General features: G+C 62.0%; 20 protein-coding genes and 4 pseudogenes. 13 read left to right on the forward strand and 11 right to left on the reverse strand.

Annotation, left to right across the window (positions count from 1 at the left end; translation table 11 throughout):
- Positions 1–541 precede the first annotated feature (541 nt).
- On the forward strand, positions 542–1,291 hold the full coding sequence (locus tag P0D80_RS40575) for a glutathione S-transferase family protein (RefSeq protein WP_408292143.1): 750 nt from the start codon (positions 542–544) through the stop codon (positions 1,289–1,291).
- 544 nt (positions 1,292–1,835) lie between these two features.
- Here the strand turns inward: P0D80_RS40575 and P0D80_RS40580 are convergent.
- Entirely contained in the window at positions 1,836–4,589 is a 2,754-nt protein-coding gene (locus tag P0D80_RS40580; protein WP_408292145.1) for a UPF0182 family membrane protein, read from the reverse strand.
- An 808-nt stretch (positions 4,590–5,397) separates the two neighbouring features.
- Between P0D80_RS40580 and P0D80_RS40585 the strand changes: the two genes are divergently transcribed.
- The 4 genes and pseudogenes from P0D80_RS40585 to P0D80_RS40600 all read left to right on the forward strand — a co-directional run.
- Positions 5,398–6,093 (forward strand): NADPH-dependent F420 reductase, encoded by a 696-nt coding sequence (locus P0D80_RS40585; RefSeq protein ID WP_408292147.1) that lies wholly within the window; start codon positions 5,398–5,400, stop codon positions 6,091–6,093.
- 286 nt (positions 6,094–6,379) lie between these two features.
- Positions 6,380–6,631, forward strand: a pseudogene (locus P0D80_RS40590) (IS6 family transposase); the annotation flags it as partial.
- Between the two features lie 863 nt (positions 6,632–7,494).
- A pseudogene (locus P0D80_RS40595) lies at positions 7,495–7,938 on the forward strand (IS6 family transposase); the annotation flags it as partial.
- 244 nt (positions 7,939–8,182) lie between these two features.
- Positions 8,183–8,388: pseudogene (locus P0D80_RS40600) on the forward strand (Tn3 family transposase); the annotation flags it as partial.
- Positions 8,389–8,404: 16 nt separating this feature from the next.
- Here P0D80_RS40600 and P0D80_RS40605 read toward each other — a convergent pair.
- From P0D80_RS40605 to P0D80_RS40620, 4 genes are read right to left on the reverse strand one after another with little or no spacing between them, the layout of a single operon-like run.
- Positions 8,405–9,922, reverse strand: a complete 1,518-nt coding sequence (locus P0D80_RS40605; RefSeq protein WP_408292186.1) for a UbiD family decarboxylase domain-containing protein — start codon at positions 9,920–9,922, stop codon at positions 8,405–8,407.
- A 59-nt stretch (positions 9,923–9,981) separates the two neighbouring features.
- On the reverse strand, positions 9,982–10,719 hold the full coding sequence (locus P0D80_RS40610) for an enoyl-CoA hydratase/isomerase family protein (RefSeq protein ID WP_408292149.1): 738 nt from the start codon (positions 10,717–10,719) through the stop codon (positions 9,982–9,984).
- 13 nt (positions 10,720–10,732) lie between these two features.
- The gene (locus tag P0D80_RS40615; RefSeq protein WP_408292151.1) at positions 10,733–13,108 is read right to left on the reverse strand and encodes a xanthine dehydrogenase family protein molybdopterin-binding subunit; all 2,376 of its coding nucleotides are present in this window, start codon (positions 13,106–13,108) and stop codon (positions 10,733–10,735) included.
- Complete coding sequence (locus P0D80_RS40620) at positions 13,105–14,481, reverse strand: MFS transporter (RefSeq protein ID WP_408292153.1); 1,377 nt, start codon at positions 14,479–14,481, stop codon at positions 13,105–13,107. Before P0D80_RS40620 ends, P0D80_RS40615 begins: the two co-directional genes overlap by 4 nt.
- Before the next feature lie 316 nt (positions 14,482–14,797).
- On the opposite strand from P0D80_RS40620, the gene P0D80_RS40625 reads away from it, so the two are divergent.
- Both P0D80_RS40625 and P0D80_RS40630 read left to right on the forward strand, forming a co-directional pair.
- Positions 14,798–15,568, forward strand: coding sequence for a class II aldolase/adducin family protein (locus P0D80_RS40625; protein ID WP_408292155.1), 771 nt, complete (start codon positions 14,798–14,800; stop codon positions 15,566–15,568).
- A gap of 3 nt (positions 15,569–15,571) precedes the next feature.
- A complete protein-coding gene (locus P0D80_RS40630; RefSeq protein WP_408292157.1) occupies positions 15,572–16,291 on the forward strand; it encodes a dienelactone hydrolase family protein in 720 nt (239 codons plus the stop codon).
- Positions 16,292–16,365: 74 nt separating this feature from the next.
- Here P0D80_RS40630 and P0D80_RS40635 read toward each other — a convergent pair whose 3' ends face one another.
- Positions 16,366–17,163 (reverse strand): FAD binding domain-containing protein, encoded by a 798-nt coding sequence (locus tag P0D80_RS40635; protein ID WP_408292159.1) that lies wholly within the window; start codon positions 17,161–17,163, stop codon positions 16,366–16,368.
- Between the two features lie 15 nt (positions 17,164–17,178).
- Positions 17,179–17,673 carry a (2Fe-2S)-binding protein gene (locus P0D80_RS40640; RefSeq protein WP_408292161.1) on the reverse strand — a complete coding sequence of 165 codons (495 nt, stop codon included), beginning with the start codon at positions 17,671–17,673 and terminating at the stop codon, positions 17,179–17,181.
- Between the two features lie 682 nt (positions 17,674–18,355).
- Here P0D80_RS40640 and P0D80_RS40645 point away from each other — a divergent pair.
- Genes P0D80_RS40645 through P0D80_RS40655 form a run of 3 tightly spaced genes read left to right on the forward strand, consistent with a single transcriptional unit; the run spans position 18,356 to position 21,312 of the window.
- Positions 18,356–20,011, forward strand: coding sequence for an FAD-dependent oxidoreductase (locus tag P0D80_RS40645; protein WP_408292163.1), 1,656 nt, complete (start codon positions 18,356–18,358; stop codon positions 20,009–20,011).
- Entirely contained in the window at positions 20,008–20,829 is an 822-nt protein-coding gene (locus tag P0D80_RS40650) for a fumarylacetoacetate hydrolase family protein (RefSeq protein ID WP_408292165.1), read from the forward strand. The genes P0D80_RS40645 and P0D80_RS40650 overlap by 4 nt, the downstream gene beginning before the upstream one ends.
- 27 nt (positions 20,830–20,856) lie before the next feature.
- On the forward strand, positions 20,857–21,312 hold the full coding sequence (locus tag P0D80_RS40655; protein WP_408292167.1) for an SRPBCC family protein: 456 nt from the start codon (positions 20,857–20,859) through the stop codon (positions 21,310–21,312).
- A gap of 70 nt (positions 21,313–21,382) precedes the next feature.
- Here the strand turns inward: P0D80_RS40655 and P0D80_RS40660 are convergent, their stop codons facing one another.
- The 3 genes from P0D80_RS40660 to P0D80_RS40670 all read right to left on the reverse strand — a co-directional run bounded on the left by P0D80_RS40660 (position 21,383) and on the right by P0D80_RS40670 (position 22,815).
- A complete protein-coding gene (locus tag P0D80_RS40660) occupies positions 21,383–22,207 on the reverse strand; it encodes an IclR family transcriptional regulator (protein ID WP_408292169.1) in 825 nt (274 codons plus the stop codon).
- Positions 22,208–22,303: 96 nt separating this feature from the next.
- Complete coding sequence (locus P0D80_RS40665; RefSeq protein WP_408292171.1) at positions 22,304–22,426, reverse strand: hypothetical protein; 123 nt, start codon at positions 22,424–22,426, stop codon at positions 22,304–22,306.
- A complete protein-coding gene (locus P0D80_RS40670) occupies positions 22,423–22,815 on the reverse strand; it encodes a hypothetical protein (RefSeq protein WP_408292173.1) in 393 nt (130 codons plus the stop codon). The genes P0D80_RS40665 and P0D80_RS40670 overlap by 4 nt, the downstream gene beginning before the upstream one ends.
- A 17-nt stretch (positions 22,816–22,832) precedes the next feature.
- Between P0D80_RS40670 and P0D80_RS40675 the strand changes: the two genes are divergently transcribed.
- The 3 genes from P0D80_RS40675 to P0D80_RS40685 all read left to right on the forward strand — a co-directional run bounded on the left by P0D80_RS40675 (position 22,833) and on the right by P0D80_RS40685 (position 25,775).
- Entirely contained in the window at positions 22,833–23,810 is a 978-nt protein-coding gene (locus P0D80_RS40675; protein ID WP_408292175.1) for a cupin domain-containing protein, read from the forward strand.
- A gap of 285 nt (positions 23,811–24,095) precedes the next feature.
- Positions 24,096–25,187 carry a porin gene (locus P0D80_RS40680; protein ID WP_408292177.1) on the forward strand — a complete coding sequence of 364 codons (1,092 nt, stop codon included), beginning with the start codon at positions 24,096–24,098 and terminating at the stop codon, positions 25,185–25,187.
- Between the two features lie 36 nt (positions 25,188–25,223).
- A complete protein-coding gene (locus P0D80_RS40685; protein WP_408292179.1) occupies positions 25,224–25,775 on the forward strand; it encodes a UbiX family flavin prenyltransferase in 552 nt (183 codons plus the stop codon).
- Positions 25,776–25,925: 150 nt separating this feature from the next.
- Here P0D80_RS40685 and P0D80_RS40690 read toward each other — a convergent pair.
- Positions 25,926–26,123 (reverse strand): annotated as a pseudogene (locus P0D80_RS40690) (IS6 family transposase); the annotation flags it as partial.
- Positions 26,124–26,194: the final 71 nt, after the last annotated feature.

Consider the following 26,194-nt stretch of genomic DNA (forward strand, 5'->3'; position numbering starts at 1 on the left):
ATCGGCGGGCCGTACAGGCCGGCACGTTCCGCGCCGGTTTTGTCAGTCGAGGGACGTGCTTCTGAAAAATAGTGCTCTGGGCGCGAAGCCCGAAGACCAAACCGAGCAGAAGTGTGCGATTGCGTACGTTGGCATTTTCATGGCACCGTCACATTAGCCGGCTGCCGCACCTGGCCATGCGGGTCAACGACCGACCGATCCACCTTTGGACGCCGCCGTTGAGATCGGCTGGACTGACGGGCCGAAGTGGGTCGCCTGCTGACCGTCGTGCCAAGCAATATCTGAGCGCTGAAGGTTCGCGTTCTGCGCATTCACCTGAGCGACCCGTGGGCGCGGATTCGGTGCGGTTCGAACCCGTGGTTCGGGTGCTTTAACCTTTCGTTCGCTTCCTGTTCAACCTGCATCAATTGCCGCTGGTGCGCAGTTGTCGCGAGGTCCAGACTTATGAGTGTGAGCGGACCATCGGTCGGCGCTGCAAGTTTGGACGAGCAAGATATCTGTCCATATGTGTCAACGCGGTCCGTCAATCAAGGAGGCCAAGATGCGCAAGCTGTTCTTCACGACAGGTTCACCTTTCGCTCGTGCCGTCCGTATCGTGCTTGTCGAGAAGGGACTCGAATTTGAGCGTGAGGAGACGTTTACGACACCCAGCGTCGAAGAGCGTGCGAAGGTCGCGCCGACCCTTCAGGTTCCTACCCTGGTTGACGGTAGCCTGACGCTTTGGGATTCCGCTGTGATCATCGACTACCTTATGTCCAGCTATCCAGGCGCGTCCGCGCCGGAAGGCATGGATCCCCTGGCAACCGGCTATGTGCGCGCGACGGAAAGCTGGCACGACAAGCTCGTTCTCGCCACGTTACAGACGTTCGGCGTGTCGACGACGACGGTGTCGCAACTTCAATGGTCCGGGATCAGACATGAAGAAAATGGCCATGCCGCGCGATGCGTCTTGCGCAACCAGCATCTTCTCGATTGGTTCGAGGCTCAGCTTACCGGCGCTGGCGGCGCTTTCGTCCCCGGCGTCATTTCGGCTCAGGACATCTTGCTCACCTGCATCTGTCAGTTCATTGAAACGCGCCCATTGCGATTGTCCTGGCGCGCTCCTGGCCGACCCAAGCTCGCGTCGTTGGTCGCTCGGATGGAAAGGCGACCCTCTCTCCAACAGGAACCCGCACTTTGGTGGGAGCCCGGGGTGACGTATGCCACCGCTGCCGAGGTGGAATGGGCAAAACATAAAACCATTCATGGTGGGCCCAGCTTCAGCGAATGGGCGTCGCGGTCTGCAAGCTAAGGTAATACTTCGACGACGATCGAATCATTTTGTACGGACGACAGGTAAAAGGCCGATGCGAGGGGCGGTCTCGTCTCCGTCTGAAGCGGTGAGTCGCAAGCGCGGTCCGAAAGGCTGATCAAGGTCGTATTTCGCCGGACGCGTCAGGCAGAAGTCGGCCCACAAGCTGCCGTAGACCGCAGTTTTGATCTAGGCGTTCACGCGTCTCCTTCACTCCGTAAAGGGACGTTCAGATGCCGACTTCGTTTGCCGGGAGATCGGCCGAACCGGTCAATTGCTTTCGCCAACGATGAGCAGACCCCGGCGTCCGCTTTCGACATTTGCGAACACGCAATTTGGCCAAAAGTCGCCCAATATTGTCGGCTGCGCTGTGACGATGTACCTTGAGATGCGACGCAGCGCGGCGGGGCAACAGAGCGGCGATCGACGCCGCAGCGCTGGAGGACGTTCAATGGCGCATGGATTGTTGCGCGCCATCGATTACAAGGCATAGGCATTGCTGTTTTCGTTCTGCAAGCATAGACGCCCTTTAAATTTCCCCAGGTCACTTCTGATCATCGGAACGGCGGGCACCGAGTGCCTCGAGCAACGGCCGGAGGGCATCCAGTTCCGCGCCGAAGCCGCTCCAGTCTCCCGCCTTCAGTCGCTCGATGGCGCGGTCATAGTGGGCAAGCGCCTCGCGCGCGCGCGCGTCCACTGTGCGTCGGGGTGGCGATGCCGCTTGCGCGGTCTCCTTGAAAAGCGCCGCCAGGGCTTCACCCAGCGTGTCCTCCATCACCACACGGTCACCATAGGCGGCAATCACCCGCTTCAACTCCGGCAACTGACCGGACGCCGCGCGCAAATAGAGCGGAGAAACGTAGAGGATCGAGTTCTCGATCGGCACGACCACGAGATGACCGCGAATGACGCGTGAGCCTATCTGGTTCCACAGCGAGATCTGCTGCGAGATCTCGGTATTCTGCTGAATACGCGCTTCGATCTGAAACGGCCCATAGACCAGCTTGTCCTTGGGAAACGTATAGACGATGAGCTTGCCGTATCTGGACGGATCGCAACGCGCCGCCAGCCACGCAATCATGTTTTCCCGCTGGCTCGGCACCATCGGCAGCATGAGGATGAACTCGGCGCGTGCATCGCCGGGGAGCCGCATGATCGTGTAGTACGGCGGCATCGTGTTGGCTGCGCTCCCGCCATCCATTCCGACCAGCTCCCGGGGAAACTGCCACAGATCCTCGCGGTTGTAGAAGACCTCCGGCGCAACCATATGATAAGCACGGTAGAGCTGCGCCTGGATCAGGAACAGATCTTCGGGGTAGCGGATATGCTGCCGAAGCTCCGGTGGCATCGCGTCCAAAGGCTTCAACAAACCCGGGAAGATGCGCTCGTATGTGCGCAGGAGCGGATCGGCGGGATCGCTGACGTAGAAATCGACCGTGCCGTTGTACGCGTCGACCACGACCTTGACCGCGTTGCGGATGTAATTCGCGCCGTCGCCGAAACCCGGCCGGGAGTAAGGAAACCACTGGCTGACGGTGTAGGCGTCCTGTATCCAGAACAGGCGCCCATTGCTTGCGACGACATAGGGGTCATGGTCGAGACTCAGGAACGGCGCGATCGTACGCACGCGGTCCTGAATGTTGCGGTGAAGCAGGATCCGGCTCTGGTCTGTGATATAGCCGCTCAGCAGGATGTTGGGATCGTCGAGTTGCCAGGCGAAGAGACTGCGTCGCGCCACGCTGCCGACGGAGACGCCGTCGCGCCCGCTATACGTCGTGTAGGCATTGTCCGCCCCTTTGGGATAGTCGAATTCAGCTACATTGCCGTTCACGATGACGTAGTCCTGCCGGCCTTCACTGAAATAGAGACGTGGTTCGCGAATGGCCGGGCCGCCGTTGGAGACGGGCGGAATATCTCGCAGATAGAAGGAGGGTAAGCCTTCGGTGGATTTCTCGGTGACCGGCGACATCACGACGCCGATGCCGTGAGTGAAGATGAGGCGCAGGTTCACCCAGGTTTGGGCGTTAGGCGGAAGCATCGCCGGGTCCAGTTCACGCGCCGACAGCACCACCTGCCTGTATCCGGCGTCAAGCTGATAGCGGTCGATGTCCACCGAGAGAAATTTGTAGTAAGTCCTGATCTCCTGCAACTGTGCGTAGGTATCCATCAACGGTTGCACATCCCATAGCCGGATGTTGTCGATGGTCGCGCGATTGGCCTGCAGCGAGTCGAGAGTCAGTCCCTGCCTGGCCTCAAACGGTTTAACCTCAATCTTTGCGAGGCCGTAAGCCTGTCGCGTCAGCGCGATAGTGTGCTCGATATAGGGTGTTTCCAGTCCCAGTTCGCTCGGCTTGACATAGAAGCGCTGAAACAGCGACGGATAGATCACAGCGAACACAAACGCACTGCCGAATACGAGCAGCGCGAGAACGGCAGGCAGCCGGTAGCTCCGCCGGCGCATGTTGATCCAAAGGGCGACGGATGAGGCCGCGGCAAGACCGACAAGCATCCACAGGACCGGCAACTCGACGTGGACATCGGTATAGCTGGCGCCGACCACGACGCCGTTGTCGCCATAGAGCAGCAGAAAGCGGTCGAGCCACCACGACCAGGCCTTCACCGCAAAGAACAAGCCGAGCAGTGCCGAACCATGAGTGATGGCGGCGGGCGAGAGCGTTCGTGGTGGCCGTTCCAGCGCGATGTCACCGCGCAACCCGTAGACAGCACCTGCCACGATCGCGCTGCAGAAGAGCAGTCGCAGCAGCCAGTTCTTGAGCGCGATATACGCGGGGAGCGAGAAGAGATAAAAGCTGATGTCCCTCTCGAAGATTGGATCGCGCTCGCCAACCGGCACCTGATAAATGAAGCGAAGCGCGATGTCCCAGCTCGAGATTTGGCTGGCGGCGATAACCAGCCCAAAGACGACCGCGGCGCAGGCAATACTGGAGCGCCAGGGAATGCGCGGCGCGACCAGTTCGGCCAGATCGCCGGTGACTTCCGTCGCACCAGATGGACCGGCTGCTTCCACTCGCCAGGTATCGACGCCCCTCGCGTAACGATGCGCCAAAATCCCCGACAGCCATATCGCGCCTGCCGAGACTGCAAACACGGCGGCAAACAGCAGCGCTCTCGCGTCAAGGATGGTCCAGAAAACTCCGGCATAGCCGATCGAAGAGAACCACAGCCAGTCGACCAGGATGCGGGTGATCCGTCCGACGACAATCAGCCCGGCGATGACGGCCATCGCCGTGATTGCATAACGTCTCAGGCGCACGTCGGACTTCACTCCCGACCGCATAGTCCCTCCTGTGCTGGCCGTTGCCCATGCCCCGCTGCGAACGGATCAATCGCGCACTGCCGATCTGCCTGGTGCGCGGCTGAACAGCCTGTCAACGCAGCCCGGATGGTCCACGCATAGCCGCCCCATGACCTGTGCGACGCGAGTTCGGATGAAGCGGATTCAGACCGGTTGACTGATTGTAGTTCGGTGTGGCTATTGATATCGGCGCCCCGCGTAAACGGCCACTCGTCCAGGGCAGGATGCAACGGACCCCGCTGCTCGCGCAGTTCCGATTGTGTTGCATCGACCGGTTGAATCCGCATTCGAGAGCGGTCATAGGAATAGCGGCGAGTCGAATGACGGCAGCGGGTCGATACTGTTGAAAAAGTCGCTGACCGTCGTTCTCGCCAGGTTTTCAGGGGTCTTCTTACCCTTGACCGGCGTGCGCGAGCGGTTTGTAGGGCGATCTGAGAGGCCGATTTTCTAGAGGGGAGACTGAAAAAGCCCCGCGGCGACTTTTTCAACAGTATCGGTCGACCAGAGTCATTCGATTCGCCCGAGGCCCGGAGACCTGGAGTTCCTGAGACCGTATCCAACCCACAATCTGAAGCGTTTTGGCGATTACAAGCTGCGCATGGACAGGCCGCTGGAAGGCTGGATCCGCGATGCGCTGTTTGGCCAGGCCGCCCGTCCTGCGGGACGGGACGGCCCAGTATCTCAGCCCGGATGATGCTAGGCTATGGCGAGTCCGCGGGGATGGTCAACACGCACGGGCATGGCCGTTGCGCGCGTCCCGCTGTAGTCAACTGAAAGAAAAGGAGGGTGTATGAAAATTGGCATCATTGGCGCGGGGAATATAGGGAGGGTACTGGCGCTGCGCTGGGTCGAACATGGGCACGAGGTGCTTATCGGCAACTCGCGCGGGCCGGATACGCTCGCCGATGTCGCCCGCGAAACTGGCGCGAAACCAGCCGAACTCGCGGATGTGGTCCGTGGTGCAGCGGTGATCGTGGTCACGATTCCCGAAAAGAAGGTGCTCGATCTGCCTGCGGGCCTGTTCGACGACGTGCCGGAAACCACGGTTGTAATCGATACTGGCAATTATTATCCACGCGAGCGCGATGGCCGCATCGACGGGATCGAGTCGGGGATGATGGAAAGCGCGTGGGTCGCGCAGCAGATCGGCCAGCCGGTAATCAAGGTGTTCAACAACATCTACGCGGATCATTTGCGCAATCTCGGCAAGCCGGAAGGCACGCCGGGGCGGATTGCGCTGCCAGTCTCGGGCGATAGCGCCGACGCCAAGGCGGCAGTGATGCAACTCGTCAACGAAGTGGGTTTCGATGCCCTCGATAATGGCGGTATCGACGACTCCTGGCGTCACCAGCCCGGCACGCCAGTCTATACGAAGGACTTCGACACGGAAGGCCTGAAGGCCGGCTTGCGGAAGGCGGAGCGAACTCGTACTTCGCAGTGGACGGCCTCGGACAAGAGCCCCGGCAGTTTCGATCAGCCTGCATGAAGCCACGCGACGACGGACCTGTAGAAGTCCGTTGCCGCGTGCTGGAAAGACGCGGTCAGTACGAGAGGTACGTTGTGCGCTCGAGGGCGGACCTTTGGCCAACACGGTCGCAATAGCGGCTATGGGTCGAGTGCGGAAATCGCTGCAGGCCGACGACCGCGGAGCCCAGCCAGATCAGCACTTGCGACCTCGGCCATTAACGCCCGTTGCTCTGCTCCAGAGGGTACTGTTGCAAATGGAAGTGCGGACCGTTTAAGCTCGCGGTTTAACGAGTGGGTGGCGAGGCATGGGCAAGTGGCAAAGCATCGACAAGCTGTTCGACGGTCTGCATTTCGATCGCGAGGTCATCGTTTTGTGCGTGCGCTGGTACCTTCGCTACAAGCTCAGCTTCCGCGACCTGGTCGAGATGATGTCCGAGCGCGGGCTGTCGCTCGCGCATACGACGATCATGCGCTGGGTTAAGCGCTTCACGCCGGAGTTCGTCAAATGCTGGAGCCGCTTTGCCACGGCAGCCGGTCAGTCGTGGCGAGTCGACGAGACGTACGGTACGCCCAGCCAGCGTAGCCCGCCCGTACGGGGGTGAAGCTGCTTGAGCATGTCTGGAATGCAGGTCCCGGTGGAGTTGATGTCGCAGTACCGGGGCATGCCCTTCCTCTGCTGCGAGAGGGAGTGAGCCGAAGCGGCGGTGACTTGCCGACACTGGCAAGGTGACGAAGTCCGTGGGAAACGGGGTTTGCGGCGAAGCGGTTACGCCAAGATGAGCCTCCAGGCTGAGCATGGGACGGTTGAGGGACACGAACCTGTTTAATCGCATCTGTGGGTTGAATCGTCACCCCTGCCTTCTACACCGCTTAACAGGCAGGACGCGGATCGGCGTCGGTCACATGTACGGACGGATGCCGCGAATGCTGGCCGGAGATGTATGCCGACCGCAGGGCATTACGGAGAGCGCGCAGCTAGACCGTGATATCTGCGACGACTTGCGGCAAGCAAGGATAAAGACTGCGACAGGCAACCTCGCCCGTGCGATTGAGTCCAGCATGTGAACTGGGGAAGGTTTGCACAGATGCCAAGGGAGTGTGCCCCCGATGATGTGCAAGCTGGCGGAGCCTCCGTAGTAGTCCGAGGCCGGGAAAGCCGGCCACATGGCGAAGGGGGGCAGTCCAGGTGGTTTGCCAGGCAGATTAACTGACCACAGTGAGGTGAAGACCTTTGATAATCAGTGAAATGCGAAGCAGACTGACGACATACTACATGGAGACCAACAGCAGTTCGCTGGCTCCTGCGGTAGATTGTCTTCGCTTTTAGCGACACCTGGATGGAGAGCCGGATGCGCTGAGAGGCGCACGTCCGGTTCGGAGAGGAGAGGCAGGGAAATAGTTCGACTACGCCCTGTCTCTTACTCTACTCAAGGTCCGAGGGCAGTGGAAGTATTTGTATCGTGCGGTCGACAAGCAGGGCAACACAGTCGATTTCCTGCTGTGTGGCCATCGCGACAAGGTCACGGCGCAGCGCTACTTTGAAAAGTCGATCGACCAAAACGGCGAACCCGAGACGGTGACCATCGATAAGAGCGGCGCGAACCTTGCCGCGCTAGACGCGCTGAACGCCGAATGGGACACCCCGATCAAGATTCGACAGAACAAGTATTTGAATAACATCGTTGAGCAGGACCATCGGGCTATCAAGAGGCGAACGCGTCCGATGCTGGGCTTCAAGAATTTTCGCTGCGCTCGCATCCTGTTAAGCGGCATCGAGCTTGCGCATATGATCGCCAAGGGTCAAATGAAAGACAATTGCACCGAGCGCAGTCGCGCTGAGCAATTCTACTCGCTGGCAGCATAAGTAATCCTCAATATCCTAACGATGATTCGCTCTTCCGCCTTATCGCGACAGATCCCATGGCGATGGTACTACGAGCGCCGCGAAGAAGGGAGGCAACAACTTCGGCTTCAGCGGCCACAAGAAGGTCAAGGGCTGCAAGGTCGTTGCCCTGTGTGACCGCAACTGCAACGTGATCGCACCGTTCGTGTCGGCCCCGGGCAATCGCAATGAATCGCCGCTGTTGCGCGAAGCAGCCTGATCGAAACCCGCAACCAGTTGCGTCCCTGCGGAACTGGTTGCCGTCACCGATCGCGACGGCCGGATGGATCTGATCGAGAGCATCTGGGACGAGTTGTCCGCGTTGCCGCCTCGGTGCAGACCGGCCAATGCACGGCGGTGCAGGCGCTCCCACGCTTCGGTTCAGCCGCACGCGGACAGCCGGTATACGATGGCGGTGTCTATATCGGGCGGCCGTCCAGCGTTGCGGCTACTTTTTATCGGCACTCTCTTGCAGCGCCCATTCGCCATCGCGCAGACGGCACAAGACGCCTGCCTGATTCAGTGCCTCGAGTTCGAGCGCAATTTCGCGGCCGTCCGTGCTGCCGAGCGCCACGATCAGTTCCATGAAGAATAACGGACCGGCTGCCAGCGCCTCGCGAACGCTGCCGAAACGCCGCTCCGCCGAGGAAGCGGCGAAGCGAGGTGCCAAGGCGCGCCGGCTCTCGATTGTCTCGGGCCGGCCGTAGGGGGCGGTCAAATCGAAACCCACCTTGGCGATGTTGCCGTGGTCGCCGGTCGTGGGGTCCATGTAGAAGGGGGCGAAGCCCTCCAGCACGACGATGTCCCGGTCGCTGCGAAAGCGCGTCGACATCGCCCATTCAACCTGCTCGTTCGAGAACACGTCGACGTCGTCATCGGTCACGTAGATGTATTTGAGCCGGGGAATGGCGGCGAGCGCGGAGATAGCCAGCCGCGCCTGACCGGGCGTGCCGCGCTTGAGCGCAACGCGCGCGCTTTGGCGTCCATTGGTGCCCGGCACGGCGCAGATCGCGGTCGGCTCGATATTCGCCGCGCGCAGCACACGCCACATCTGGAGTTCCGAATTGAGGCCGCCCAGATTCGCCGATTCGGTCCAGCTGAGATGACGGCCGCTGTGGCGCACGGTCTGGTGCAGCACGTCGTTGCGCATCGTAATCGCCGTGACGTGGAACACCGGGTCCATGTGCACGGGCCCGTAGTAGCCGTAGAACTCGCCGTAGGGGCCTTCTTTCTCGCTATACCCCAGCTCGTCGAAATAGCCCTCGACGATCATTTCCGCGTCCGCCGGCGCCAGCACGCCGTTGGTCAGGCCGCGAACCATCGGCACCGGCTCGCCGCGCAGCGTGCCGACGAGGCCGAATTCGTCGACCGGAATTCGTTGGCCGGCCGCCAGATAATCCAACGGATGCGAGCCGATCGCGAAGCTGGCCGGCAGCTTTTCGCCGCGTTCCACGCAGGCGAGGTACACGCGCTTCAGATCGGACGGCTGGGAGAGATTGGCGCGCATGGTGTTCCTGCTGCGGAACATCAGGCGCCGGCAGCCGACGTTGGTCCGGCCGGTGACGGGGTCGACGCTGTAGTCGATGCCCGATGAGATGTACGGCGCGCCGTCATATTCGTGCTGAAGGTGAAACGGCAGCTTCATGAGGTCGATGTCGTCGCCGGTCTGGACGATCTGGTGCACCGGCGCCTGTTCCGACGACACCTCGACGACCGTCTGCGGATTGGCCATGCGCCGCGTGTATTCGGCAATGAGCTCGCTTTCCTCGACGCCGAACGCCATCGCCAGCCGTTTGCGGCTGCCCGAAACGGCGGCGATCATTTCGAACTTCTCCTGCCCGACCCGCCTGAAGAGCGACGCCTTCGGCGTTTCGTCGATCCGCGCGCTCAGATCGGCGAGCGAAACGGGATCTTCATGGATCGCGACTTCACCGGCATCGATCAGCTTCTCGACGAAGCGACGCAGGCGGAATTTGTCGAAGTCGAAGGGGGTGTCGTTGTTACTCATGGTTCGTCCTGGTTTCGTTAGTCTTTCTGCTTGAGCATTTCGTTTGAAGAGTTGACGGTCGCGTGCAGGTTCTGGGCGAAGTCCACCGCGCCACGGATGCTCATGTCCGGCGCCGAGCGCAGATATTCCTTGACGCCGCATAGCGCTGGCCGCGGCATGTTCAGCATCGCGCTCCTGAGCGCCTCGAACGCCGCATCGAGCCCGGCGTCGGGCACCACCTCGCTGACTAGGCCATAGGCCTGCGCGGCGGCGGCGTCGATCTCCCGGGTCGAATAGACCAGATAGGCCAGTTCCTTCGCCGGCATGCGATCGATCAATGCCGACATCACCATGGTTGGCAGGATGTTGTGGGCCATTTCGGGAATCTGGAAGCTCGCCGTGCTGGCCGCCAGCGTGATGTCGCACAGCGCCGCGATCGCGCAGCCGAAACCGTGCGCGCGGCCGCGGACCACGCCGATCACCGGCACCGGCGTGGCGCGGAACGCGTCGTAGCAGCGAAAGATCACTTCGGTTTTGCGGCGCCGGTCGAGCGCCTGCGGTTGGGTGCCGCTGCGCTTGCCCATCGACATCCGGCCGCTGCAGAAATCCGCGCCGGCGCCGCGCAGCACGACGAGGTCCGCCTCGTCCGCCGCCGCATCGAGCAGATCGGCCAGCTCCCGGGCCATGTCGTCGGAGACGGCGTTGTCGTGCGCCGGGTTGTCGATGGTCAGTTCGAGGCAACGCCCGTGCAGTTGTCGAATGATGGTGCCGTTCATGGGTAGGCTCTCGTTAGTCTGGGGTATGGCCGCGCTGGCGCGCATCCTGAATCGCCTGCCACACCCGCTCGGGTGTCGCCGGCATGTCGATATGCGTCACGCCAAACTCGGCCAGCGCGTCGACGAGGGCGTTGATGACCACCCCGAGCGCCGGCGTCGTGCCACCTTCGCCGCCGGCGCGCACGCCGAGCGGATTGGTCGGCGAGGGCGTTTCGCTGATCTCCGTGATGAAGTCGGGCAGGTCGGAGGCGCGCGGAATCGCGTAATCCATGAAGGAGCCCGACAGCAACTGGCCGCTGCCGTCCTCGTAGTAGCAGCGTTCCAGAAGCGCCTGGCCGATGCCCTGAGCGATGCCGCCGTGGGCCTGGCCGTGCAGGATCAATGGATTGATGGCCTGCCCCACGTCGTCGACAGCGATGTAATCGATCAGCTCGACCGTGCCCGTATCGGCATCCACCTCGACCTCGCAGACATGGCTGCCGAACGGGTAGCCGGCAACCTGCACGGTCTCGTCGGATACGGCGGCGAGCGGGCCGCGCACATCGTCGGGCAGCAGCGCGGCGGGGTCGGCGGCCGCGGCGGCGATCTCGAAGATGTCAAAAGTAGCCGGGGTGCCGGGCGCGCCGAAGCGGCCGTTCTCGAACCGCACGGCGGCGGGACTATCCAGTTTCAGCAGATGGGCGGCGATGCGCGTCGCCTGGCCGAGCAACGCCTCGCTGGCCTTGCCGATCACGATGCCGGCCAGACGCATCGAGCGCCCGGAATGGGAGCCGCCGCCGCCCTGCACGATGTCGGTGTCGCCGGTGACGATGCGCACCTGGCCGATGGGCACCTTGAACCATTCCACGATCAACTGGGCGAAGCTCGTCTCGTGACCCTGGCCGCTCGACAGCGTGCCGATCACCACGTCGACACGCTCGCTCGGCAGCACCGTGACTTCGGCGCGTTCGCGCGGCATGCCGGAGGTGATTTCGACGTAGTTGGCCACGCCGATGCCGCGATATTTGCCGCGCCGGCGCGCTTCGGTCCGGCGTTGCGGGAACGTGTGCCAGTTGCCAAGTTCCAGCGCGCGCTCCATGACCTGCGGATACGCACCGCTGTCATAGGTCAGGCCGAGCGGATTGGCGTACGGGAAGCGGTCCGGCTGGATCAGATTGCGCCGGCGCAGTTCGACCCGATCGAAGCCGTGCTCGCATGCGGCCATGTCGATCAGCCGTTCCATGACGAACATCGCCTCCGGGCGGCCGGCGCTGCGGTAGGAGTTGGTCGACGGCGTGTTGCTGTTGACCGCGCACCCGCGAAAACTGGCGCACGGTATGTCGTAGACACTGCTCATCAGGCCGATGCCTTTGGTCAGCGGTACGAAGGAAACCGTGTGGGCGCCGACGTTGCTCAGGTTGTAGCCGCGCATCGCGAGGAACCGCCCATCCTCGTCGAGCGCCAGCTCCGCCTCGACATAAAGATCGCGTCCCTGATAGTCGCTCAGGAACGCCTCCTGGCGCTCGCAGTTCCAGTGCACCGGTCGCCCGATGCGCCGCGAGGCCCAGGCTAGCACGGCGAACTCCGGGTAGAACGCATTGCGGGTGCCGAAATTACCCCCGACGTCGCGCGCGACCACGCGCACCATCGATTCCTCGATACCGAGAATGTGGGCGAGTTCCCGCTTCTGCCGGACCACGTTGCCGCTGCCGGCGAACAGCGTATAGCGGCCCGTCTGCGCATCGTGGCTGCCGAGGGCGGCGCGCGGCTCCATGGGCACGCCGGTCAGCCGCTGAATCCACGTCTTGATCGAGGTGACATGGGCGGCGCGGGCGAAGGCGGCATCCGTTGCCTCGGTATCGCCGATCCGGGCATCGAGGGCGATATTGGCGTGCTCATCCCACACGCGCGGCGCGTCCGGCGCGGCGGCCGCCAGCGTGGCGGTCACCGCGGTCAGCGCCTCGTAATCGATAGCGACGAGTTCGGCGGCATCTTTGGCGATCGTCACCGTCTCGGCGACAACGATCGCCACCGCCTCACCGACGAAGCGCGCCCGGTCTGCCGGCAGCGGCAGATGGGGCGAAATGAACTTCGCCGAGCCGTCGGTATTGGAGAGTTTGACGTCCGCCTCGTGTCCCAGCACCGGCCGGTGCGGCAGCGACTTCAATCCATCCGCCTCGACATCCTTGCCGGTCAGAACGGCGATGACCCCGTCGAGCGCCAGCGCGGCTGACGCGTCGATCGACTCAATCCGCGCATGGGCATGAGGAGAACGAATGAAATAGGCATGGGCCTGGCCGGGCAGGTTGAGGTCGTTGCTATAGCAACCTTGACCCTGTACCAGCCGCAGATCTTCGCGGCGCGGTACCGGTTGGCCGATGCCGTCATGGGGTGGCTGAGACTGGTTCACGACAATCCTCGGCTCGTCTGGATTCGCGCATCCTGCCGGGTGCTCGGCGGCTGCGGGGTGCGCATCATCAGCAGCACGGCCGCCATCGCGAACAGCATCGGCAGGGCCGCACAATAGAAGATGGTGGCGAGCGGCCAGTGGTTGGCGATCATCAGGCCGCCCAGGAACGGACCGATCACCGACAGCAGGCGGGCAACACCGAACGCCCAGCTGGACCCGGTTGCGCGGATACGGGTGGGATAAAGCGTCGCGGACAGCGCGCCGAGCGTCATCTGCGACCCGATCACGGCGAAGCCGCCGAGAAAGATGGTGACCATCAGGCCGATTTGCGACGTGCCCGCCCGGCTGATCAGCGCGATCCCGGCGCAGCCCATCGCGAAGACGGTCGCCAGAACTTTGTAGTAGCCGAACCGGTCGGCGAAAATCCCCATCAGCGCTATGCCGATGAAGCCGCCGAATTGCAGCATGGTGGCCGTGCGCAGCGCCTGCGGCACTGGCAAGCCGGTCTGGACCACCAGGCTCGGCAGCCAGTTGTTCATGAAATTCAGTACGACCAGGTTCATGAACAGGCAAGTCCACAGCAACAGCGTGATACGGGTGCGGTTTTCCGTGAACAGCTCCCGCACATGTGAGAAGGCGCCATTCTTTCCGGTGTCGCGGCCGGTCGTCAACATCATAAAGTGCGCGTCGGCGGGGAAAGCCAGCGAGGGGGCGATCTTGCGCATGATGGCGGCGACGCGCGCCGTATCGTTGCGCAGCGTGAGGAAGCGGATCGATTCGGGCATCCAGAGCCGTAGCGCAAGGCCAAGCAGCAGCGGCAGCGCCGCGCCCACGTAAAAAACCGAGCTCCAGCCAAAACGCGGCACCATATGAAGGGAGAGGAATCCGCCCGACGCGGCGCCGACCGCATAGCCGCAAGTCATGATGGTGACCATCTTGGCACGATGCCTGAGCGGCGCGTATTCATTGCAGAGCACGACCACGAGCGGAATCACCGCGCCGAGCATGAGGCCGATGCAGAAACGCAGCACCGCGAGTTCGGAGATGGTGGTTGACTGGGCCAGCAGAAGAGAGAACACGGCGAAGCACAGCACGGTGAACAGCAGGGTCTTCACCCGGCCGTAGCGATCGCCGAACGGACCGATAAGGATGCTACCGAGGCCGACGCCGAATACGCCGGCGCTGAATACCGGACCAAGCGCGCCGGCACCGAGATGCCACGCCGACTTCAGGGCGGGCGCTACATATCCAATCATCTGGTTGTCGAAACCGTCGAGCATCAACGTGATGGCGCCCAACAGGGCGACGCGTATCTGCAACCAGCTGATTTTTTGACCGTCAATGATCTCGACGACGTTGATCGGGTCAGCCATGCCGTGTCTCCTTACGCTGCATTCAGATGCGTGCGTTTTATCGGCTTTGTTAATCCGCTGCGGCTAAAACCTGCCACAGTCGACCTGACATCTGTAATTCGCTAAGCGAAATGTGATGCGCATAGTGAATTTTAAGGACGTGCCTTGAGACTGTCAACGCGAAACTAATGTTTCGCGGGTCACGCTGCGGGTCATGCATGTGCGTCATGCAGATTGTAGGTAAGCACCGGCGGCATGCCGTTGACAGCGGAGCCGGCCTCACCGTACTATTTGCTGTGCGTTTTTATATTTGCAATGCAAATTAAGAGGACAACCTATGAATGTACTGAACGCGGCGATACAGGACCTGGTGATGGCTAATCACATTCTCGCCAATGAAAACATCGTGGATGCTTACGGTCATGTCAGCATCCGGCACCCGGAGAATCCTCAGCGCTTCCTGCTCTCCTGCTCGCGCAGCCCCGAATTCGTTAAGGCCGACGACATTCTCGAATTCGGCTTCGACGGCGAACCGGTCGTGCCCGGCGGCAAGAAGCCGTATCTCGAGCGCTTCATTCATGCGGGCGTCTATGCGGCCCGGCCCGACGTGCATGCCGTCATCCATAGTCACGCCGCCGACGTGCTGCCTTTCACTATCAGCACCCGGCCGTTGCAGCCAGTGCTCAACACCGCGTCGGGTATCGGTGAGCACGTGCCAGTCTGGGACATCCGCGACAACTTCGGCGACACGAACATTCTGGTCGAAAGCATCGCACAGGCGAACGACCTTGCGCGCACGCTGGCCGATAACAGCGTCACGCTGATGCGAGGGCACGGCTTCACTGTCGTCGGCCGCACACTGGTCGAAGCGGTGAAGTCTGCTATCTACCTTCCACTCAACGCTCGCGTGATGCTGGCGGCACTGAGCCTCGGCGGCGAGATAAAGCCTTTGTCGCCGGGCGAAATCGCCGTGCGCCTCAAGACCCCCGTCGACTCTCCCGCCTATACCCGGGCATGGGAATACTGGACCAATCGCGTCAAGCTTGCCGGCGCGGCGACCTGCAGCTGCTGCAGCGGCAAGCATGATGCAAACAAGGAAGGAGAATAAATCGTGCAGAGCGAATGGATTGCGCTGCCGGGCACGGATGATTTCGGCATGCAGGCTTACCGCATCGCGGCGGCGGGCGAGGCGGCGGCGCCGACCGTCATCGTGCTGCACGAAATTTTCGGCGTGAACGAGGCGATGCGCGACGTCGGCGGGATGCTTGCCCGTGAAGGTTTCGAGGTGCTGATCCCAGACCTGTTCTGGCGCGTCGAGCCGCGCATCTCGCTCGGCTATGTCGAGCCGGACCGCGGCCGGGCCGCACAGATCATGCGCGATTTCGATACTGAGCTGGGTCTCGCCGACATTGGCCGGCTGATCGCCAGGTTGAAGCAGCGGTCCGGCGAACAGCACCGGGTCGGCGCCATCGGCTTCTGCATCGGCGGCAAGCTCGCAACGCTGCTGGGTGCGCGGGGCGAGATCGATGGCGGCGTCTCCTTCTACGGCGTGCAACTGAGCGATTACGTTGACGAGATCGCGGCGGCTAAATCGCGTCTCATGCTTCATTTCGGCGGGCAGGACGCACAAATACCGATCACGCTCGTCGACCGGATCGAAGCGGCTTCGAGGCCTAACCCGCGGGTGGATGTGCGCCTCTATCCGGAGGCGAAGCATGGCTTCTTCAATCCGGCGCGAACCGACCGGCATCATCCGGAAGCTGCCGTCGAGGCGGGCGCGGAAACGCTGACGATGCTGCGCAAAACGCTGGGTTTCACGGGCGCATCCTGACGTGTGGGTCGGCCTCGCGGAGCGGCCCTTAAGGGCGTTCGTGAAGCCCACCGCAAGGACGCTACGAAGTCACCTTAGGCGCTTGCGATATCGACGGCGCGTCTCGCAATCACACCAACGAGATGCGCGCGATAGGCCGCGCCCGAGTGAATGTCGCTGTTCATCATGTCGACCGGGGTCTCGATCCCGTCGAGGGATGACGAGCTGAACGATTTGTCTAGCGCTTCCTCAAAGGCGCGATGGCGAAAGACGCCATCCTGGCCGGCGCCGGTCACGGCAACGCGTACACCTGCCGCCGTTTTCGCCACGAATACGCCGACCGTCGCGTAGCGCGATGCCGGGTTCGGGAATTTCACATACGCGGCGCACTCCGCCACCGGTAACCGGATCTCGGTGATCAATTCGCCCGGTTCGAGCGCGGTGGTGAACATGCCCTGGAAATAATCGTCGGCGGCAATCTCGCGCCGGTCGGTTTTGATAATGGCATCCAGCGCGAGCACGGCGGACGGGTAGCACGCAGAAGGATCGTTGTTGGCCAGAGAACCGCTGATGGTGCCGCGGTATCGCACCTGGCGATCGCCGATATGGCCGGCGAGATAAGCGAGGGCCGGAATGGCTTGCTGGACGATCGGCGAGGCCGCCACCACGCCGTGCGGCGTCATCGCGCCGATTACTAGCGTGTCATCTTCGCGGCGGATGTAGGACAGGCCAAGGCCGCTAAGATCCACCACGACGGAGGGTTGGCTGAAGCGCTGCTTCAGCACGGGGATGAAGGTCATGCCGCCGGCGATCGCCTTGGCCGCGTCGTCTTCCGACAGAATTCTGACCGCCTCTTCGAGCGCGGATGGCTTCACATATTCGAAGTCGTACATATCATCTGCCTCCGGCTATTTCGCGGCCCGCGCCGCGTCAGCGTGCATCAGCGGCCACGCGGCCTCGACCGCTCTGACGATGTTGTGATACCCGGTGCAGCGGCAAAGATTGCCCTCCATCGCATGGCGGATCTGCTTCGTCGTGAGGCCATCCGGATGAGTTTCCACCAGGTTGATCGCGCTCATCATCATGCCAGGCGTACAGAATCCACACTGCAACGCGTGGTGCTTGCGAAACATCTCCTGCATCGGATGCAGCGTACCGTCCGGCGCGCTCAGCCCCTCGATGGTCGTAATCGTGGCGCCATCGGCCTGAACGGCCAGGAACGTGCACGACTTGATCGATTTGCCGTCCAGCTGCACGACACAGCAGCCACATTGACTGGTATCGCATCCGACATGCGTGCCGGTTAGACCGAGCTTGTCGCGCAGCAGCTCGACCAGCAATGTTCTGCCCTCGACCTCAGCCGATGACGGCTGTCCGTTCACCGTTAGGGTAATGCGAGGCATGTGCTCCTCCGAAGTGCGACGTCATTGGAATAACCCAGAACCCAACTGGCAGCGGAACGATTGAAGCTCCGCCAAGGCCGCCGCTATTGTTCGTCGCTGTTAAGTCTCAGGTTGCCTTGTCGCGTCGTGTTAATTTGCAAAGCGGATAACAAAACGCATAGCAAATAGTACGGGCGAGGGGGCGGCACTGTCAATGGGAGGTGGAGTCGCCATCGCGGACTCGCTGCGTGCGGCATTGCGAGCATTGCGAGCGACGCTATCCCAATTCCGTTGCATCCAGATAATGGGTCGTTGCCAGACCGCTCCGCGACGTGTTGACAGCGTAAAGAGTCACCGATAGACTATTTGCAAATAGATATTCGCACAGCAAATAAACGTAAGCGAAAACAACGACGTCATGAGCCGGGGCGACAAGGGGCGTTACGTGCTGAAAGCGGCACGCGGCACGGCTGCTCCCTGCCGCGACCACGGCTTATGAATTAATGCACGCCATCTTTAAGGAGGATCACCGGTGACGATAAGGATCGCGAAATGTATGTGCGATTGCCCAGTTAAGAGGAAGGATGTTCGTCGCCTGTCAGGCCGCAAACGCGGTTAGCGCAGGCAAACAACCCCGGCTCAGATAACGGCATTCGCCAGTCGGGCAACAGGCGAAGCCGACGCAATGACAAATCAAACACACATGACAGCCAAACCAGACTTATTGGAATGCGAAATTTTGGTGATTGGCGCCGGACCGGTCGGACTGGCGCTGGCCGGCGACCTCGGCTCGCGAGGCCGCCAATGCATCGTCGTCGATCGCGGTGACGGCTCGGTCTTCCAGCCGAAGATGGACCTCGTCGGAATCCGTACGATGGAGTTCTGCCGCCGTTGGGGAATCGTCGGCGACGTGGAGGCAAGCCCCTACGATCGCGACTATCCGCAGGACAACGTCTATCTGACGACCCTCAATGGCTACGAGCTGGGCCGCCAGGCGATGCCGTCGATGCGGGCAGAGCTGCCGCCTCCCGAGAGTCCGCAGAAACGCGAGCGCTGCCCGCAGAACATGTTCGATCCGATCCTGCGGAACTTCGCCGAGGCTCAGCCGGGCATACGGTTGCTCTACCAGCACGAATATGTTTCGTTCGATGAAGACGGCGACGGCGTGACCGCGAAAATCGTGCGGCAGTCCGACAACCACGCGTTCGGAATCCGCGCGCGATACCTGGTGGGCTGCGACGGCGGCAGGAGCAGCGTGCGCGAGCAGCTCGGCATCGGCATGAAAGGCAAGGGCGTGCTGACCTACACGACCAACATGATCTTCCGTTGTCCGGAATTGAACCGCCTGCACGACAAGGCGCCAGGCTACCGGTATATGTTCGTCGACGGCACGGGTGTCTGGGCGACCATCGTTGCGATCAATGGCAATGACTGCTGGCGCATGTCGATCGTCGGCAACGCAGACGAGCGCACGCGCTATACCCACGATGAACTGAAACGCTTCGCCTGTCGGGCGCTGGGGCGTTCATTCGAGCCGGAGATCCTCAGCGTGCTGAACTGGACCCGCGAGGAGCTGGTCGCCGAGCGCTACCGCCGCGGGCGCGTGTTCATCTGCGGCGATGCCTGCCATCTGACCTCGCCGACCGGCGGCCTCGGCATGAACACCGGGATTGGCGATGCAGTCGACTTGTCGTGGAAGCTCGACGCCGCGCTGCAAGGGTGGGGCGGACCGGCCCTGTTCGATGCCTACGAGACGGAGCGCAAGCCGATCGCCGAGCGCATCACGCGCTTTTCGACCGGCAACCTTGAAACGATGAAGCGGGTGGCCAACAGCAGCCGGCTCGAGGAAGACAGCGCGATCGGCGAGGCCGAGCGGCGCAGTGTGGGTGAAGCCCTCGGCGAGGGCCTGAAACGCGAGTGGTTCTCGCTGAACATGCATCTCGGCAACCGCTATGTCGACTCGCCGGTCTGCGTCTATCCGGAGTACGAGGACCGCGAGCAGATCGCCGCCGAGTACAACGACGGCGTCAATTACCGGGCCACGACGCGCCCCGGCTGCCGCGCCCCGCATGCGTGGCTCGCCGACGGCCGCTCGACGCTCGACCTGTTCGGCCGCGGCTATGTGCTGGTGAGCTTTATCGCCGACGATGGGCTGCAGCGCTTCGCCGACGCGGCGCGCGAGGCCCGCGTGCCACTCGCATTGCACACGCTCGACGAACCGGCCGTGGCCGCGCTCTATGAAAAGCGCCACGTGCTGGTGCGTCCCGACGGACACGTCGCATGGCGCGGCGACGCGCTTCCGACCGACCCGGCCGCGCTTCTCGCAACGATTTCTGGAAAGACGAAGGAAGAACGATGAAACTGTTTCGCTTTGACGACGGCCGGATTGGCATGCAATCCGGTCAGGAAAGCTTCGACATTACCGACGCGCTGGGCATCGACACGAAAATGTGGCCGCCGGTGCAGATGGTGCAGGTGATCCGCCAGTTGTGCGAGTCGGCGCCGGCCGTGCTCGACCATCCGAAGACTCGCCGCATCGATTTCGCTGCCGTGCGTCTGCTCGTGCCGATCGAATGGCCGAACAAGCTGCTCGCGCTGCCGGTTAACTACGTCGCGCACGGCGCCGAAATGAAGTCGGTCAATCGCGCCGACCTGAATGGATTTTTTCTCAAGGCCAATTCGTCGCTCTCGGGTCCAAACGACGCCGTCGTGCTGCCCGATCTTCCCGGCCGCGAAATTCATCACGAGTGCGAACTCGGCATCGTGATCGGCAAGGGCGGCCGCAACGTGAGCCGCGCGGACGCGTACAAGCACATTTTCGGCTATGCATGCCTGATCGACATGGTGGTGCGCGGCAAGGAAGAACGCGTGATGCGCAAGTCGTACGACACATTTTGCCCGTTTGGACCGTGGATCGTCACCGCGGACGAGGTGCCGGACCCGGGCAATCTGCAGACCCGCCTGTGGGTCAACGATGAACTGCGGCAGGACTCGAACACGAAGGATCTCATCGTCGATATTCCCGGCATGATCGAGCTGATCTCTCGTGTCGCCACGCTGTATCCCGGCGACATCATCGCGGCCGGCACGCCGGCCGGCGTCGGCCCTGTCCAACCGGGCGATCGTATGCGCATCGCCATCGACCACGTCGGAGAAATGACGCTGGACGTCCGCTAGGCAATTTTCCTGAGGCAGGAGCCCGACATGGATTTCAAGGGATCACAAACGATCAAGGCGCCGCGTAGCCTTGTGTGGAAATGCCTGAACGACCCGGAGGTGCTGCAGAACTGCGTGCCGGGTTGCCAGTCGTTCACCGCGGCAAGCGACGATGAGTTTCTCGCGACGGTCACCGTTTCGGTCGGTCCGGTCAAGGCGAACTTCAAGGGCAACCTGAAGCTGTCCAACCGGGTCGAGCCGGAGGGATACCGGATCGCCGGCCAAGGCGAGGGCGGGATCGCCGGCTTCGGCAAGATGAACGCCGAGGTGGCGCTCAGTGATGCCGGCGAGGAGACGGTACTGTCGTATGTTGCCGACGCGGAAGTCGGCGGCAAGCTCGCGCAGATCGGCGCGCGGCTCGTTGCGTCGGTGGCGAACAAGTTAGTCGCCGTCTTTTTTCAACGCTTTAACGACACCGTCAGCGAGCTCGCGGCACAGCAATGAAGCACCGCGGCGGCACGGCCAGGCCGGCCGCCGCGGTGCTGGTGTCGACGCCCGGGCGAAACGCCGGCGCTCATTTCATCGCGTCCATCGCCGACGCAAATCGCACGGCGAGCCGCTTCAGTTCATTGCCGACCTTGGCGAGCGTTTCGTCGTCGAACACGACACTGATGCCGCCCGCGCTGAGCGATAGCAGCACGTTGCCGTCCGGCGACAGGATCGGCACCGCGACCGCATTGATCTGCGCGTGCAGCGACCCCTTGTTGACGATATAGCCCGTGCGCTTGTACTGGGCGATCGATTGCTTGATTTTGGGCAGCAGGGTCGGCCAGCGCTTCTTGTCGAGTTCCTGAAGCTCCTTGAAGACCTTCTCGCGCTCGTCTTCGGGCAAGCCGGCAAGATAGGCCCAGCCGGTCGCCGACGATGACAGCGGCACACGGGAGCCGACTTCGAGATCGCGCAGGATGATCTGCGAGCCCTGCATGCGCTGCGTGTACACCATGTAATGCCCGTCGCGCATGCCGAGAGAGACGGCGCATTGATAGCGGCTCGCGAGTTCCTGCATGTCGGCACGCGCGAGTTCGGCGATCGGCATGCTGGCGATCGCCGCCTGCCCCAGGCCGAGCACGGAAATGCCCGGGCGCAGCCTGCCGCCGCGGTCGGTCTGCACCAGATAGCCTTCCTGGATCAGCGTGTAGCAAAGCCGCCACACGGTCGGCTGCGCGAGGCCGGTCAGACGCGCAATATCGGCGGTGCCTAACGCCGGCGTCGTGCGTGTGAAGCAGCGCAGCACGTCGAGACCTCTCGCCAACGCGGTCACAAACTGGCGGTCTTTTTCCGGGGCGACGTCGCTCTTCGTCTTGGCGGTTGTTTTTTTGGCTGGTTTTCGTTCTGTCAATTTGGCAATCCTGTTATGCGCGAACCTTGTCGAGCGCAGGCCGCTCGTCGATGGCGGAGTGCGGCACGGGTGACCACCTTCGGTGGCATGTCTTTTTTATGGTGCCGAATTATAGGCAGCCCGCGCCTCGACGTCGCGCTTGGCGTCGATGCTTGTTATCGCGGCGGCGGTGATTTGCAGTGGCGGACCGCGCGATTCGATCAGGATTTGTTGGCTCATGGGCTTCCCATGGAACTTCGATGAAAAAAACGTGCCGCGGCAAGCCTGTCGTGTGCCCGGCGCGGGCAAATCAGATATTCACATAGAGGATAGCTTACTCGCAAGGTGAATTCGACTTTTCCGCGCACCGTCGAGGCCGCGCCGGCCCCTGCATCGGCCGCGCTTTGTTCAATTGATGCGTAGGGGATTTCACTCAAACGAATTGACACGTCAAACGGAATCGATATAATTTGCTCCACAGATTGAAATTTGCAGTGCGAATTCACGGAGAGCAGAGCCAAACCCTGATCTGCTACGTGATCGAGCAGCGGCCGGTCGCTGCGGCAGTGCCGGTCGATGCGCTGTGAGTCCCCGTCGATCGAACCGCGCGGGCCGCCTTCCGCTTTCAACCCAAAGGATGATTCCGATGTCGCAAACCGAACACGCCGAAGTCGATTTCGCTTCAGCGCAGGATCTGCCCGCACTGCACGAACTGCTCGAACATGTGCAGATGAAGAACGGATGGGCCAAGCCGACGCCTTCGCTGTATCCGCAGCCTAAGCAGGTGTTCGTGCCCGCGCATTGGCGCTATCGCGATGCGCGAGCCGCGTTGCATGCCGCAGGGCGCCTTGTCGGCACCGAATGGGCCGAGCGCCGCAATCTGATCATGGCCAATCCGATTCCGGGCAACGATTACGCGACGGTGCGCACGCTCGTCGGCGCGTACCAGATGATCAAGGGGCATGAAGCGGCGCGCAGCCACCGGCATACGCCCAACGCCATGCGCATCGTGCTCGAGGGCGCGCCGAACATGTACACGGTCGTCGACGGCGTGAAGATTCCGATGCTGGCCGGGGATATCCTGCTGACGCCGAATGGCTGTTATCACGGCCATCTCAGCGAATCGGACCAAGAGGGCTACTGGATCGATTTTCTCGACGCGCCGCTCGTCCAGCATCTCGGTCCGATGTTCTTCGAGGTCCATCCCGACACGCTCGAAAGGGCCGAGCGCGTCGACGCGCGTTCGCCGATGCGGTTCGCTTACGCCGAGTACCGGCCGCGGCTTCTCGAATCGGCCGAGATAGCGCCGGGCGTGCGCACACTCGAACTCGGGCCGCCACAACTCGTGACTTTCGACCGGGTGGTGCTGCATCTTGCCGCCGGTACGCAATGGAGCTGCGCGCGCAGCACGGCCAACCGGATCTTCACAGTGATAGAAGGCGAAGGGGTGACGCGGGTTGCCGGGCGTGAATTCCATTGGCGCACTGGAGACATGCTCGCGCTACCGAGCTGGTACGAATACCGCCTCGACGCCAGTAGCGATGCGCTGCTGTTGCGCGTGTCGGATGAACCGTTGCTGCGCATGCTCGATTGGTATCGTGTCGACGGAACGGCCACGCAATGACGGCCGGTGCACTCGACACAGTCAGGGCGGCGCCGAACGGCGCGAAGCGCTGCCGGGTGTCGCGTACTACCCGACGTACGACGTGCCGCTTGCGTTGCCGGCGCTGCTCCACCCGTCTTTGAATGTGTTTTGCGTGCCCGCTGTCGCGGGGCTCATGCCGGTGCCGCCGTTCGGTCGATATTAATTCGCAATGCGAAATAAGTAGGACAGTTGAAAAAAGTGCGTAATCAAAATAGCACGACACCCCATTACGGGGTGAAATAATACAGCAAATGGAGACATCAATTGAAAAGGAAATGGATTTGGGCCGCTTGCGGGGCAGCATTCGCAGCGGTTTCGACTCATGCGAGCGCCCAAAGCAGCGTGACGATATATGGGTTGATGGATGTGGGATTGACCTACATAAGCAACTTGGGTGGGCACTCGTCGGTTCAATTCAAGGACGGGCAGAACTCGCCTAACTTGTGGGGCATTACCGGAACCGAGGATCTCGGTGGCGGATGGAAAACGATCTTCCTGTTGCGGGACCAGTTCGTCGTCGGCACCGGGTCGATTCTCTCCGGCCAAGACCTCTGGTCGAAATCGGCTTACCTCGGCCTCGAAAACGACCGCTACGGCACCATGACGCTCGGGCAGCAGTACGATTTTATGCGCGACATGGTGGCGGATTCGCCAGCTGAAATCTCCGGCCACCTCTATATGTATCCCGGCGGCATATTTACAAAACTCGCCATTCCTGGCAACCCATCGGGTAGTTTCGACTGGGCTCGCCTGACGGGCACGCCGATCTCCAACTCGGTGAGGTACGTAACACCGTCGCTGGGCGGTTTCCGGCTCGGCGCGATGTACGGGTTTGGCAACGTCGCGGGTTCGATCGGCGCGGGCAACGCATCGAGCTTTCTGGTGAGCTACCAGCAGGGCACCTTCGCTGCCGACGCGGCCTATACGAACACCAAGCACGTGGGTACCGCGGGCGCGCCGGACGTGTCGATCCGCAACGCGGCGCTCGGCTCGCGCTATACGTGGGGGCCAGTATTCATGACAGCTCTGATCACGACGGTGCGCAACGTCGCGAACGGCACCGCCGCCGCGGCGTATTCTGCCGGCGCGATGTATCACATCACGCCGGCGTGGTCGCTGGGTCTGAGCTACATGTACATGAAGGGCAACGCCGCGCTGAGCGACCAGCACGCCAATCAAGTGGCCGGAATTGCCGACTATGCGCTGTCCAAGCGCACCTCGGTCTATGCGCTGGGCACGTGGCAGCGCGCGAACGACGGGACGCGGGCGAATATCAACGGGCTGCTCGGACCCACTGCGCCATCGAGCGGGCCGAACCAGGCGGTGTTTCGTATCGGCCTGCACACGCGTTTCTAGAATGGGACAACGATGAACAACGGAGCAGCGAGACGTATGATCGTCGGTATTACGGGGGCGTCGGGAATTGCATACGGAATCCGTGCACTCGAAGTGCTCAAGCAGGGGGGCATCGAGACGCATCTCGTTCTCAGCAAGGCCGCGGAACTGACGATGACCTGCGAAACCGACTTCAAGCCCGCCGACGTACGGGCGCTGGCTTCGGTCTGGTACTCCGCCGGGGATATCGGCGCGGCGATTTCTTCAGGGTCTTTTCGGACCATGGGCATGCTGATCGTGCCGTGTTCGGTGAGGACCATGAGCGAGATCGCGACGGGAGTAACGGGCACGCTGATGAGCCGCGCGGCCGACGTGGTGCTGAAGGAGCGGCGCCGGCTTGTGCTCGGCGTGCGTGAGACGCCGCTGCACAGCGGCCATCTGCGTACGCTGCTGCAACTGTCCGACATGGGTGCGGTCGTTGCGCCGCTTGTCCCGGCGTTCTATTCGCGCCCGCAGTCAATCGAGCATATCGTCGACCATACCGTCGGGCGGCTGCTCGACCTGTTCGACGTCGAGACGGACATCGTGAAACGGTGGAAGCAGGGGTAGGGCGGCACAGCCGTCACGCGAAGTGGCGAACGGTCGCCGCAGCGAAACTCGACACCGGCCGCGCGCTAGCGGAGATTGCTCCGCTCGACAACAATGGGTGTTGTCAACTTGCCGAGCGTGAGACGAAAAGCCGGCAGGTGTGGTGATCGTTTAGAAACCGGTCGACGGATCTTGGGCGAGTTGGGTGATTTTGCGCCAGTCAACGAACCTTGCTGCAAGCTGTTTGCGATACGGTGAAGCGCGCAGCAGATGCCGCTTGAGCGCGAAATGTTGCCGGATTGGCCCGAAGCACAAAAGAAATTCTTGGGTACGTTTTGGGTCTCGAAAACCACGCATGCGACGGCTTTGTCAAGTTGAGGTAGATAGTTTGGCTAGCGCGAGAAGATATGGTTTCCTTATTAATTTGCCTGAGAAACTTT

The sequence above is a fragment of the Paraburkholderia sp. RL17-373-BIF-A genome (assembly GCF_046030175.1).
In the GTDB taxonomy this organism is placed as follows: Bacteria; Pseudomonadota; Gammaproteobacteria; order Burkholderiales; family Burkholderiaceae; genus Paraburkholderia.

Excerpts from the sequence above, each read along its gene's own strand:
- P0D80_RS40575 (WP_408292143.1), top strand. The coding sequence starts at position 542 with ATGCGCAAGCTGTTCTTCACGACAGGTTCACCTTTCGCTCGTGCCGTC.
- P0D80_RS40580 (WP_408292145.1), bottom strand. The coding sequence starts at position 4,589 with ATGCGGTCGGGAGTGAAGTCCGACGTGCGCCTGAGACGTTATGCAATC.
- P0D80_RS40585 (WP_408292147.1), top strand. The coding sequence starts at position 5,398 with ATGAAAATTGGCATCATTGGCGCGGGGAATATAGGGAGGGTACTGGCG.
- P0D80_RS40610 (WP_408292149.1), bottom strand. The coding sequence starts at position 10,719 with ATGAACGGCACCATCATTCGACAACTGCACGGGCGTTGCCTCGAACTG.
- P0D80_RS40620 (WP_408292153.1), bottom strand. The coding sequence starts at position 14,481 with ATGGCTGACCCGATCAACGTCGTCGAGATCATTGACGGTCAAAAAATC.
- P0D80_RS40625 (WP_408292155.1), top strand. The coding sequence starts at position 14,798 with ATGAATGTACTGAACGCGGCGATACAGGACCTGGTGATGGCTAATCAC.
- P0D80_RS40635 (WP_408292159.1), bottom strand. The coding sequence starts at position 17,163 with ATGTACGACTTCGAATATGTGAAGCCATCCGCGCTCGAAGAGGCGGTC.
- P0D80_RS40640 (WP_408292161.1), bottom strand. The coding sequence starts at position 17,673 with ATGCCTCGCATTACCCTAACGGTGAACGGACAGCCGTCATCGGCTGAG.
- P0D80_RS40645 (WP_408292163.1), top strand. The coding sequence starts at position 18,356 with ATGACAGCCAAACCAGACTTATTGGAATGCGAAATTTTGGTGATTGGC.
- P0D80_RS40650 (WP_408292165.1), top strand. The coding sequence starts at position 20,008 with ATGAAACTGTTTCGCTTTGACGACGGCCGGATTGGCATGCAATCCGGT.
- P0D80_RS40655 (WP_408292167.1), top strand. The coding sequence starts at position 20,857 with ATGGATTTCAAGGGATCACAAACGATCAAGGCGCCGCGTAGCCTTGTG.
- P0D80_RS40665 (WP_408292171.1), bottom strand. The coding sequence starts at position 22,426 with ATGAGCCAACAAATCCTGATCGAATCGCGCGGTCCGCCACTGCAAATC.
- P0D80_RS40675 (WP_408292175.1), top strand. The coding sequence starts at position 22,833 with ATGTCGCAAACCGAACACGCCGAAGTCGATTTCGCTTCAGCGCAGGAT.
- P0D80_RS40685 (WP_408292179.1), top strand. The coding sequence starts at position 25,224 with ATGATCGTCGGTATTACGGGGGCGTCGGGAATTGCATACGGAATCCGT.